The sequence below is a fragment of the Acetobacter senegalensis genome, from assembly GCF_001499615.1.
Lineage (GTDB): Bacteria > Pseudomonadota > Alphaproteobacteria > Acetobacterales > Acetobacteraceae > Acetobacter > Acetobacter senegalensis.
The window spans coordinates 1098808-1110501 of sequence record NZ_LN606600.1 but is presented as its reverse complement, the minus strand read 5'-3'; the positions used below and the strand labels follow the sequence as shown (position 1 = coordinate 1110501).

At 59.0% G+C, this 11694-nt stretch carries 12 protein-coding genes; 11 read left to right on the top strand and 1 reads right to left on the bottom strand.

The window, feature by feature from the left end; all coding sequences use genetic code 11:
* Nucleotides 1-37 precede the first annotated feature (37 nt).
* Entirely contained in the window at nt 38-1969 is a 1932-nt protein-coding gene (locus ASN_RS04900) for a hypothetical protein (protein WP_058987386.1), read from the bottom strand.
* A gap of 155 nt (nt 1970-2124) precedes the next feature.
* On the opposite strand from ASN_RS04900, the gene ASN_RS04895 reads away from it, so the two are divergent.
* From ASN_RS04895 to ASN_RS04845, 11 genes are all read left to right on the top strand, one after another.
* Entirely contained in the window at nt 2125-2526 is a 402-nt protein-coding gene (locus ASN_RS04895) for a VOC family protein (RefSeq protein ID WP_039904813.1), read from the top strand.
* A 73-nt stretch (nt 2527-2599) separates the two neighbouring features.
* On the top strand, nt 2600-3412 hold the full coding sequence (gene dapF / locus ASN_RS04890; protein WP_058987385.1) for a diaminopimelate epimerase: 813 nt from the start codon (nt 2600-2602) through the stop codon (nt 3410-3412).
* Entirely contained in the window at nt 3409-4653 is a 1245-nt protein-coding gene (mtaB, locus tag ASN_RS04885; protein WP_058987384.1) for a tRNA (N(6)-L-threonylcarbamoyladenosine(37)-C(2))-methylthiotransferase MtaB, read from the top strand. Before dapF ends, mtaB begins: the two co-directional genes overlap by 4 nt.
* 57 nt (nt 4654-4710) lie before the next feature.
* Nucleotides 4711-5580, top strand: coding sequence for a signal recognition particle-docking protein FtsY (gene ftsY / locus ASN_RS04880; RefSeq protein ID WP_058987383.1), 870 nt, complete (start codon nt 4711-4713; stop codon nt 5578-5580).
* A gap of 130 nt (nt 5581-5710) precedes the next feature.
* Entirely contained in the window at nt 5711-6010 is a 300-nt protein-coding gene (locus ASN_RS04875; RefSeq protein WP_006559154.1) for an AtpZ/AtpI family protein, read from the top strand.
* Nucleotides 6011-6065: 55 nt separating this feature from the next.
* A complete protein-coding gene (locus ASN_RS04870; RefSeq protein ID WP_035377334.1) occupies nt 6066-6815 on the top strand; it encodes a F0F1 ATP synthase subunit A in 750 nt (249 codons plus the stop codon).
* Between the two features lie 52 nt (nt 6816-6867).
* A complete protein-coding gene (locus tag ASN_RS04865; RefSeq protein ID WP_003624142.1) occupies nt 6868-7092 on the top strand; it encodes an ATP synthase subunit C family protein in 225 nt (74 codons plus the stop codon).
* Between the two features lie 38 nt (nt 7093-7130).
* Nucleotides 7131-7721 (top strand): F0F1 ATP synthase subunit B family protein, encoded by a 591-nt coding sequence (locus tag ASN_RS04860; RefSeq protein ID WP_035377335.1) that lies wholly within the window; start codon nt 7131-7133, stop codon nt 7719-7721.
* Between the two features lie 33 nt (nt 7722-7754).
* Nucleotides 7755-8249: a F0F1 ATP synthase subunit B gene (atpF, locus tag ASN_RS04855; RefSeq protein ID WP_035377347.1), complete on the top strand. Its 495-nt coding sequence runs from the start codon at nt 7755-7757 to the stop codon at nt 8247-8249.
* A gap of 27 nt (nt 8250-8276) precedes the next feature.
* A complete protein-coding gene (locus ASN_RS04850) occupies nt 8277-9032 on the top strand; it encodes a glycosyltransferase family 2 protein (protein WP_006559158.1) in 756 nt (251 codons plus the stop codon).
* Nucleotides 9026-10717 (top strand): ArnT family glycosyltransferase, encoded by a 1692-nt coding sequence (locus tag ASN_RS04845; RefSeq protein ID WP_058987382.1) that lies wholly within the window; start codon nt 9026-9028, stop codon nt 10715-10717. The genes ASN_RS04850 and ASN_RS04845 overlap by 7 nt, the downstream gene beginning before the upstream one ends.
* The last annotated feature ends 977 nt before the right edge of the window (nt 10718-11694 follow it).

The following is an 11694-nucleotide window of genomic DNA, read 5'->3' as shown; positions in this document are numbered from 1 at the left end:
CTTTTTGCCCTAAGCGCTTTTTTGCAAGCGTGTGGTGTTACTGGAACGGCAGGTAGCGGAAGTCCAGAAATATCTGACTCATGCTGGTATCAGGAGCACCGCCCTGACCCTTCCAAGCATCCCGGCGAGAATAGGCTAATTGGGCGCCAGCTTCAACCGTGCCGTATTTTCCTTTGAAGAAACGGTACCACGCGCCAATGGTCGCTTCCATCACGCTGCGCGTGTTGGCGGTGCAGCCCAGCGTGGACAGTTCAACCTCACACCCGGCGTTGGAATAGTTGGGGTTGCCGTAACCGTAGGAGCCATCGCCATAGTTGGAATAGCGGCGGCCAGCGGCCTGATAGCCAAAATAACCATACACATCGATCAACGGATTGGGGTGGGCGATCACCCCGCCCGTGGCCTGCACGGAGGGAATGGGCACAGGTTCACCCGTGGATTTCAGCGTGGCGTCAGGCAGCAGAACCGAGCCGTAGCGCCCAATACCAACGCCAGCCAGCCCTGCCAGACGCACTTCCACCTTATGCGGCACCACCGGCAGCACCATGGAGCCACCGCCGCCGCCAGCAATGGCAGTATGGTTGCGGCCCTCGCCAACAGAAGCCACCCGATCATGCGGAAAATGCAGAATTCCTTCGGCTTCGTAATGGCCCCATGATGGGTCCCACGCCACCTTGGCAATAACGTCTGGCGCAATTTCGTTGGAGAACGGGGCGTCATTGGTCAGGCCCGTGCCGTTGCTGCTGATGGTGGCTGTCTTGCCATTGGGCAGCGTGACGGCCCCGGCATTATCGGTAAAGCCGGTTGTGTCATACAGCGTGGCGGAGTTTTCGATGGACAGCCCCAGCCACAGGCGATGCTGGAGAAAATCCTTCACGAAGCGGAACTGAAGCTGCCGCGCCCATGTCTGGCCCGCCAGCATGGACGATTCGATGGTTTCCGGCAGACTTTCCTGACGCGGAATAATCCCGATCCGGCCCGGCGTGAGCATGCTCCACGCCTGCCCGGCCAGAAAGTGGAAATTGAGGTCACTGTTATCATACGCCAGATAAAGCTGGCGCATGCGGAAGGCGTAGCTGTTGCTTTCATACGCATCCGTGGTGTCCGCACCGGCGCCAAAATCCATTTCATAGAAGCCGGAAATGGTGGAATGGGCATCCACGTTCCCGCGCGCCATGAGCGAGATACGGCTGTAGCGGGCACTGCCTTCAAAATTGTTGGTGTGGTACCGGGACTCGTTCGGGTAGGGCATGGCCTGCCAGTAGTTGAACGTGCCAGAGGCGATGTGCCGGTTTTCCAGCACGGTGGAGGCATCCAGAAAGCCACCCAGAATCAGGGTGACAGGCCCCATATGGAACACGCCATGGTCACCCAGCGCACCAGCCGCCTGTGCGCCTGCGGTTTCACGCGCATGCGGGCCAACGCCGTTTTCCGCAATGCGGGAGATGATATCTTCCGCGCGGTGGCCAATAACGGCGTCCACTTCCGGCTTTTCGTTTGCACCTGAGAATACAGGCTGAATGGAGCCATCGCTGGCATGACGCACGCCATGGCCTGCATGCGTGTCCATGGCGGTGGTGGTGTCTCCGCCAAAGCTGATGCCGGTTTCAGGCTCGCCGGAGTGGAGGGTGTTTTCCGTGCCGGGGGCGATGGCTGCATTCCGGGCTGTCAGCACATGGTGGCCGCTGGTGGTGGGGGTGCCTGCCTTGCCGCCATGCGTCAGCGCTGCGCGGTGGGCGGCAATCTGCTTTTGCATGCTCAGCATGGTTTTCTGCAATTCCCGCTGCTCGGCCTGAATACGCGCCATCTGGCGTTCCAGAGCATCAAGCGAGGCACTTTCATCATCCGCTGCGTGCGCCAGGCTGGTCCAGGGACCAACAGCCGTGCCGGATGCCAGAACAGTACCGACAAACAGCCAATTACGCACGCGCCGCAAAGTTGTGGGCGACAGAAAACGGAGTGAAAGCATAATGTTCAAGATAATCCGGGTAAGGGTGATTTATTCAGCAGACCTGATTTCTTCTAACGCTCCGTAAAGAGCACAGCATTTAAAAAATAATTTCAGGAAGATCAGATCGTGCATTATGACATCTACAGAATTTCCTGCTGAAAAGGATGAATATCGTGGCAAAAATGATCCATTCCATGCTCCGCGTTCTGGATGAAGCGCGCTCGCTTGCGTTTTATGAGGAAGCACTGGGCCTGAAGGTTGCCGACCGCGTGGTGTTTGACAGTTTCACGTTGATCTATCTGGCAAATGCGGAACAGACGTTTGAACTGGAACTGACCATCAACCACGGCCGCAAGGAGGCCTATGCACTGGGTGACGGCTATGGCCATCTGGCCGTGTCCGTGGAGGATCTGGCGTCTGAACATGCGCGGATGGAAGAGGCAGGATTTACCATCACGCCCATCAAGACCCTTGAAAATAATGGCCGGACGATCGGCACGTTTTTCTTCCTGACAGACCCGGATGGCTATAAGATAGAAGTGCTTCAGCGGGGCGCGCCGGGGCGTTTCCTGTAATTCCAGCAGGCCAGAAGACAGCCGTTCCCTTACGGAATGGCATTGGCGGCCAATCTCGCTTATAAGGCGGCGAATGTTGACCTCCTTCCACAAGATGCACGGCCTTGGGAATGACTTTGTCATTCTGGATGAACGTGCTGGCCATCTGCCGCTCACCCCCGTTCGGATTGCTGCGCTTGCGCACCGCCGCCGGGGGATCGGGTGTGACCAGTTGGTCACGCTGCGCCCTGCCTGTGCGGAAGGGGCGGATGTGTTTGTGCGTTTTTTCAACCCGGATGGATCAGAGGCTGGAGCGTGTGGCAATGCCTCCCGCTGTGTGGCTGATCTGATCTGGCGGGAGACAGGAAACCGCACACCCGTTCTGCAAACCCGTGCCGGGCGTCTGCCCGCCAGTATTGCGGAAGATGGTCTGGTGACTGTGGATATGGGGCAACCCCGCACGGAGTGGCAGCAGGTGCCGCTGGCCGAAGCGATGGAAACACTCAGCCTGCCCTTGGCGGGTCATCCTGCGGCCCTATCTATGGGTAACCCTCACGCAACGTTTTTTGTGGATGATTTTTCGATGCTCAGCCAGGGTTCCGCGCTTGAGCATGACCCGCTCTTTCCAGACCGTGCCAATATTGGGTTTGCCGTTATTCAGGGGCCGTCCCGCATGCGCCTGAAAGTGCATGAACGCGGTGCAGGCGTGACAGAAGCCTGCGGCTCCGGAGCGTGTGCCGCCGTGGTGAACGCCGTGCGCCGCGGCTTGGTAGAGCGCATGTGTGAAGTGGAACTGGATGGCGGCCTTCTGCGCATTGAATGGGCCGCCAACAACCATGTGCTCATGACAGGTTCCGCCACCACAGCGTTTGAAGGGACGGTGGATCTCGCCGCCTATCCCTCATGACCCAACCTGAAATTCTGACGTTCGGCTGCCGCCTGAACACGTGGGAAAGCGAGGTCATGCGTGAGCATGCTGCCGCGCTGGATGATGTGATCATTGTCAACACCTGCGCCGTGACAGGCGAGGCGGAGCGGCAGGCGCGCCAAGCCATTCGGCGTGCCCATCGGGACAAGCCAAACGCCCGCATTGTCGTGACAGGGTGTGCCGCCCAGATTGACCCGGACCGCTGGGCCGGGCTGCCGGGCGTGACCCGCGTTCTGGGGAACGAGGAAAAGCTGAAGGCCGAAAGCTGGTCTCCCGCTGCCATGAATGAGGCCCGCGCGGTGTCGGACATCATGGCCGCCAAGGAAACCGCTGCTCATCTGGTGACGGAATTTTCCGGGCGCACGCGCGCTTTTGTGCAGGTGCAGCAGGGGTGTGACCATCGGTGCACGTTCTGCATCATTCCCTTCGGGCGTGGGCCGTCCCGTTCCGCCCCGGTGGGTGTGGTTGTGGAGCAGGTGCGCGCGCTGGTCGAATCGGGCTACCGCGAAGTGGTGCTGACGGGCGTGGACATGACAAGCTGGGGGGGAGACCTTCCGGGCACCCCCTCCCTGGGGCAGTTGTGCCGCCGGGTGCTGGCGCTGGTGCCGCAGCTTGAGCGCCTGCGTCTGTCCTCCGTGGACCCGGTGGAAATTGACGAGGACATCTGGCGGCTGCTGGAGCATGAACCCCGCTTCATGCCGTATCTGCACCTGTCCTTGCAGGCGGGTTCGGACCTGATCCTCAAGCGCATGAAGCGGCGGCATCTGGCGGAAGATGCGGCCAGGGTGATTGCCCGCGCCCGCGCCCTGCGCCCGGACATTGGGATAGGCGCGGACGTGATTGCCGGATTCCCGACGGAAGATGCTGCTTTGTTTGAGGAAACACGCGCGTTTCTGGCGCAGCAGGGTGTGCCGTATCTGCATGTGTTCCCCTATAGCGAGCGCCCCGGCACACCGGCGGCGCGGATGCGGGCTGTGCCCGTGCCCGAACGCAAGGCCCGCGCCGCGCAACTGCGCGCGGTAGGGGCAGAATCGGCCCAGCGGTATTTTGAGAGGCTTGTCGGGCAGGAATTGCGGGTGTTGATGGAAACGCCCACATCCGGCCACAGCGAGCAGTTTGCCCCGGTGCGTCTGGCACAGGGCGAAGCAGAGGTTGGCGAGATTATCAGCCTGCGGGCCACCACGGTGGATGAAACCGGCCTGCTGGCGGAAAGGGTTTGAGATGGCGCTAGGTTTTTTTCACGCCTCAAGCAGGGGCTTTCCCGCTCTACGCAGAAGCTGGGCGGGGGGCTTACCTCGGTTTTCACCAAGCGCAAGCTTGATGAAGAAGCGCTGGAGGAACTGGAAGAACTGCTGATTACGGCTGATCTGGGGCCGAACGTGGCAGAGCGGATTATTGAATCCTTCCGCAGTTCACGCTTTGGCACGGAAGTGACGGATGAAGAGATTCGCTCTGCCCTTGCTGAGGAAATTGCCCAGATTCTGGAGCCTGTAGCTGTTCCTTTTGAACCAGACCCGGCCCACAAACCGCATGTGGTGCTGGTGGTGGGCGTAAATGGCACCGGCAAAACCACCACCATTGGCAAAATGGCCCGCTTTTTTACCCAGGAAGGAAAAAAAGTGATGATGGTGGCCGGAGACACCTTCCGCGCCGCCGCTGTTGAGCAGTTGCAGGTATGGGGGGAGCGCACGGGCTGTCCCGTTATTGCAGGACCACCAAATTGTGATGCAGCGGGGCTGGCGTTTGAAGCCCTGAAGCGCGGCAAGGCCGAGGGGGCCGATCTGCTGTTTATTGATACGGCAGGGCGGTTGCACAACAAGGGCGCGCTGATGGAGGAACTTGCCAAAGTTATCCGCGTTATGCGCAAGTTTGATGAAACTGCGCCCCACACGGTTCTGCTGGTTCTGGATGCCACAACAGGCCAGAACGCCATGGAACAGGTGCGCGTGTTCCGTGAACTGGTGAACGTGACGGGCCTTGTTGTCACCAAACTGGATGGGTCGGCCCGTGGTGGCATTGTGGTGGCGCTGGCAGATAGTTTTGGCCTGCCCGTGCATGCCGTGGGGGTAGGGGAACAGGCGGAGGATCTGCGCCCGTTTTCCGCGCAGGATTATGCAAGAGGACTGGTCGGGCTGCCGGAGGCCTGAAAAAAAAGTGTCAGAAATGCCGCTTTTTTGCACGAAGTGATGGATTTTCCCGTGAGTGCTGGTGATGCTTCCTTGACAGGCAATAGCTGCCCCGTTAGCAAGCGCCTGCACCCCTCTGGAGGTGCGAAGAATGGGTGAAGAAAGCGACGAGTCTTTTGCCAAGCGGCTTGAAGCGGCGGAACGCCGGTCCGGGCTGAATGAAAAAGACGAAAAAGCCACTGCGGCTGAACGGGATGAACAATCCCTTCCCGCGTTGGCCCTGCGTGCAGGGACGGAAATGATCTCCGCCCTGATTGTAGGGGTTGCTATTGGCTGGGGGCTGGACCGTTGGTTCCATACTCGTGCCATCTTCCTGATCTTCTTCGCGCTGCTGGGCGGGAGCGCAGGAGTGCTGAATGTCTGGCGGTTGGTCAAACCACCCCAGGCCTGAAACAGAAGGCTGAAAGTCCGGCGCAGTCCGGGCGCAGTGGAGTAGGAGAACGGTTTTGGCGGGCGGTTCCGGTATCGACGTACTTGGTCAGTTCGAGCTTCGTCCCGTTCTTGGCGGGCTTGGTGAGGCACTGCGCTTCAGTCAGTCTCCCCTTTACATGCTTCTGGCGGTCTGCCTGGTTCTGGCGTTCCTGTATTTCGGCATGCGTCCGGCTGCTGTGGTGCCTGGCCGTTTTCAGGCCGCAGCGGAAGTCTGCTACGAATTCATCCGGAACATGGCGGTTGATACAATCGGGCCTGAAGGTGCTGCCTTCTTCCCGTTCATCTTCACGCTGTTCTTCTTCATTCTGGCCGGGAACTATATCGGCCTGCTGCCTTTCTCCTTCACCTTCACCAGCCACATTGCCGTAACCCTCGGGCTGGCGCTGATGGTTTTTGTGCTGACGGTGATTGTGTCCCTCAAGGTGCAGGGTTTCCGCTTCTTTGCGCACTTCATGCCGGCTGGTGCCAGCATGGCGCTCGCGCCGCTGCTGATCCCGATTGAAATCCTGTCCTTTCTCTCTCGCCCCGTGAGCCTGTCCATCCGACTGTTTGCCAACATGGTCGCCGGGCATGTCATGTTTGATATTTTCGCAAGCTTTGTCATCATGCTCGCCGGTTTTGGCGTGGTGGGTGACGTGTTTGCGATCGGGCCCATTGCCATTAACATGGCGCTGGTGGCTCTTGAGTTGCTTGTTGGTGTGCTGCAGGCCTATGTGTTTGCCATCCTGACGTGCATCTACCTGCGGGAGGCCGTGGCTCACTGAGCTGCTTTGCCCGTTTCGTTTGAACTGTACTTGAAACAAGGAAGTGACTGATATGGACATCGCTGCAGCCCGGGAAATCGGTGCAGGTATCGCCGTGATCGCCCTCGCCGGCGTTGGTATCGGCCTCGGCAACATCTTTTCAACGCTGGTGAGCAGCATTGCTCGTAACCCCGCATCTCGCCCGCACGTGTTCGGTCTGGGCATGCTGGGCTTCGCGCTGACAGAAGCTATCGCGCTGTTCGCTCTGCTGATCGCGTTCCTGATCCTCTTCGTCTGATAAACGGCAGGAAAAAGGGAGAAGTTCCTGTGGGTGTCATGATGAAGACTGTTCGTGCCGGTTTGCTCGCTGCGGTATCCGGCGTGTCTCTTCTGGCCATGGCGGCACCTGGTGCCTACGCCGCAGGGATGCCTCAGCTTGATTTTCACAATCCCCTGGTTACCGGTCAGGTAATCTGGGGTGCGGTGATCTTTCTGGGTTTTTACCTGGTGCTCAGCCGGGTCATGCTGCCCCGCGTGGGTCGCGTTCTGGAAGACCGGAGCACACGTATTTCGAGTGATCTCGAAGTTGCGCGCGCCGCCAAACAGGATGCGGACAAGGCAGTTGCCGAACTTCAGCAGGCCCGTAAGGATGCTCTGGCTGAAGCACAGGCCAATCTGCAGAAGGCGCTGGATGAAGAACAGCGTGCCTCCGAGCAGAAAATGCAAGAAATCAATGCACGCCTTGCATCAGAAATTTCTGATGCGGAACAGCGTGTTGCTGCCGAAAAAGTGCGGGCTTTTGCTGCACTGAAGGATATCGCGGCTGATACCACCCAGGCGCTTGTAACCCGCCTGACCGGTTCCGCTGCCGATGCCGCTTTGGTGGCGCAGAAGGTTGAAGGTGCTTCCGCGCACCGGACGCTCTGACCAGCTTCGAGAGGAATATTCATCATGAATGGCATTTTTCACGAAGCAGGTTTCTGGTTCGCCGTTTCCTTCGTTCTCTTCTTTGTCTTTTTCGGTCGCAAGCTGTGGGCGCCTATTACGGCGATTCTTGACAGCCGTGCTGCCCGGATCCGTGAAGAACTGGATGAAGCTGCCCGTCTGCGGCGTGAAGCCGAGCAGATGCTGGAAGATGCCACGCGTGAGCGTGAGCAGGCTCTGGTTGAAGCCAGAACGGTTGTTGAACAGTCTCGCAAGCATGCAGCCGATGCGGCAGAAAAAGCCCGTGCTGAAGCTGAAGAAGCTGTGAAACGCCACGAACAGATGGCACGTGACCGCATTGCCGCCGTTGAGCGGGAAGCTGTTAAAGAAGTGCGTCAGGCTGCTATTGATGTTGCGGTTGAAGCCAGCCGTAGCGTTATCAGCCAGTCTCTTGATGCACAGAAGGCTGAAACACTGGTCGATCAGGCCATTGAAAATCTGCCGGCCGCTCTGGCGCGCCAGGCGGCCTGAGTTCAGCCCCGTGCTGATTGATCAGGTTTGAACGCGCCTTCTTCTTTCCGGGGTGATGCAGCCCCGGTTTTGAGCATTGTTATCGCTGTTCTTGATGAACGCGATAACCTGCCTTTTGTGTGCAAGGAATTGGCGGAAGCCTGCCAGAGCCTTCCTCCCTCAGAAATTGTGTTTGTTGATGATGGAAGCCGTGATGACACGGTTGCCGTTCTTCAACGCATGCGCGCGGACTGTCTGCCCAATCTGCGTGTGTTGTCTCATGACCATCGGTGTGGAAAATCCGCAGCCCTGCGCACAGGCATTACCGCCGCGCGGGGGGAATGGATCGCCACTATTGATGGGGATGGGCAGGATGATCCGCGTGAACTGGAAGCCCTGTTGCGGTTGGCCCGTTCCGCCAACGGCACGCCGCCTCTGGTGGTAGGGGTGAGAACCCGCCGCAAGGATGGTTGGTCCCGCCGGTTCGCGACCCGCTTCGCCAACGGCCTGCGTCGTCGTCTTCTGCGCGATGATTGCCCGGATACCGGGGCCCCTATCAAACTGTTTCAGCGTGACGCTTTTCTGCGTCTGCCCCAGTTTGAAGGTCTGCATCGGTTTCTTCCGGCGCTGTTCGGGTCTTACGGTGTGCCGCTGGTGTGTCATCCGGTCACGCATCGGCCCCGGCTGCATGGTCAGTCCAAATATACCAATTTCAACCGCGCCCTTGTCGGCATCCGTGATCTGCTGGGTGTGATATGGCTGCGCAACCGTACCAGGTTACCAAAATCGGTTCGTGAATGCTGACATTTCGCTCGGGCGCTCAACGCCTTTCGGGGCGGGCGCTGGCGCTGCTGGGTCTGTTCGCGTTTCTGATTTTTCTGCCCGGGCGTGCCTCTACTCCCCCGTTTGACCGTGATGAGCCGCGCTATATGGAAGCGACGGCGCAAATGCTGGAAAGCGGCAACTTTGTTGATGTCCGTTTTCAGGACAAGCCGCGCTATCTCCAGCCCGCAGGTATTTATTGGTTGGAGGCTGCTGCGGTAGCAGCCTCTGGCACCCTGCATGATCGTGCGGTGTGGCCGTATCGGGTCCCCTCACTTCTGGCCATGACAGCCTCCGTGGTGTTGACCGCCTGGATGGGGTCCGTGCTGTTCGGCGCGCCCGCTGGGGTAGGGGCGGCGGTCCTGCTCATGACATCGGTGCTGGTGACGGCCGAAAACCGCATGGGCACCATTGATTCCTGCCTGCTGCTAACGGTTCTGTTGGCCCAGACAGCCCTGCTGCGTGCCTTCTGTGATCGTGAAAGCCAGCGTCCGACGCCTTGGCAGACCTCCGTTCTGTTCTGGGCGGCTATCGGCTGCGGGCTGATGCTCAAAGGCCCGGTTATTCTCATTCCCTCGCTGGGCACGCCGCTTGCTCTGGCTTGGGTGGAGCGGAACCTGAGTCTGTGGCGGCGCCTGCGTCCCTCATGGGGGTGGCTGATCTCTCTGGCTCTGCTGTTGCCGTGGTGCGTGGCCATTGGTGTGGTGAGCCACGGCGAGTTTTTCCGCAATGCAGTGGGCACCAATTTTCTGGGCAAGGTTTCTTCTGGTCAGCAGGCCCACGGCTTGCCGCCGGGGTATCACCTGCTGGTTTTCCTTATTGCTTTCTGGCCGGGATCTTTCTTTGTGGCGGCGGTATTGCCCGCCATCTGGCAGAACCGCCATCTCAGCACAGTCCGTTATCTGTTATGTTGGATTGTGCCGCATTGGCTGGTGTTTGAAGCGATCGCCACCAAACTGCCCCACTATGTGCTGCCAACCTATCCCGCCATCGCCATCCTGACGGCGGGTATGCTGACGCGTGGCGCATCAGTCTGGACAGGCTGGCCAAAGGCGCTGTGGGGCCGTGTGTTGCTGGCGGTTTATGGTGGTGCATGGGTGTTGGTGGGCGTGGCGCTTTCCGTCGCCGGGCCAATTCTGCTCTGGACACTTGAACATACCCTCTCCCCCGCTGCTCTGGTGCTGGCCGGTGGCTGCCTGCCGCTGGTCGGTCTTTCTGCTGTGCTGATCTGGCGGTCTGAGCTGCGGAAGGCCCTGCTGACCAGCGCAGTCTGCGCGTTGCTGCTCTATACGGGGCTGTTTCTGGTTGTTGTGCCCCGGTTGCACAGCATCTGGCTGGCCCCGCGGCTGACCAGCCTGGTGCATCAATATCAACCGTGCCCCACAACGGATGTGGCGTCTGTTTCCTTCTCCGAGCCCAGTCTGGTGTTTCTGCTTGGCGGCAAGGTCAAACTTGTGGGGGCCCAACAGGCCGCCACCATGATGCTGGCCAATCGGGCCTGCACGGTGGCGCTGGTTGATGAACGTGATCGCGCAGCCTTTATGGCGGCTTTGGGCAATGCCCAGAGTGCGGTTGTCTCCCATGGTGCGGTGTCTGGCCTGAATTATTCCAATGGGCATCACCTCACCATCAGTCTTTACAGCCTTTCCGCCAAAGAAATGCCCTAAAGCGTCAGGCTTTCTGCCCAGTCTTGGGGCCAGACCCTACCGCCGCTTTCCATGCTCTTATTGTTTGTCAGTTATGCCTGAGGGAACCGTACCCTCGCAGACTCATTAAGACCCTGAAGTGAAAGAAAGGAGGGTGTCATGATCAGTGTTGCAGGAATGACCGCTCTTGGGTTTGTGGTGAGTCTGGCCATAGCCAAGGCGGCTGATATGGCTGCTGCTGCATGGTTCACAGGATCTCTGCACCGTTTGTAACGGACGAAATATGCCCGAAGACCAAGGTAAGGTGTCGTCCGAAAAAAGTATGAGAGAGCCTGCGCGGCTCTGAGAGCCTCTCACATGGGCCAGCAACGATTGCGTTAGTGGTGCCCTGATGGGCGCAGCAGCCCCATAAAAAAACAAACACCATCGTTTGTGCCGTTTCCCGTTGTTTAAAGCGGGATGAGAGACTGCTTGAGATAGAAACCGCCTGAAAAAGCAGTCTTTGTGATGGCAGGAGGGGCGGTATGTGAGCCTGAAATGCGCGGGGCACGGATTGCGCCGCCATCAGGGAAAAACATCCTTTTCAGCCCGCAAAAGACCCAGAAGGCTGACCTGACAGAGTCTCCAAGCCGTCTTCCGAAGCCAAATAGCCTTTTAGAAACAGATCCCGAGCGTGCAGGCACCAGAAGGTTCCGGGGCGAGGGCTATGGTCACGGCAACAAGGAGGAAGGCGACTGCAAACAGAGCGCAGGTTCCGATTGCCAGTATCTTCATTCTGTATCGTCCTTCCATAATCTACGTTGGCATCACCGGCTGTAGTGATGCTGGTGCATATGCGCGCCTGCCAAGGGCGGTCAAATGAGTGCCACAGGTCACGGAATGCGGTTTTGCGCTGGCAGACACCGTAGGGGCGAGAGTGAAACTGGCAGCATCAGCGCGTTCTACAAGCCAGCCAGACCACTCCCGCTATCTGGCATTCTGCCGCACCCAAATAGTGT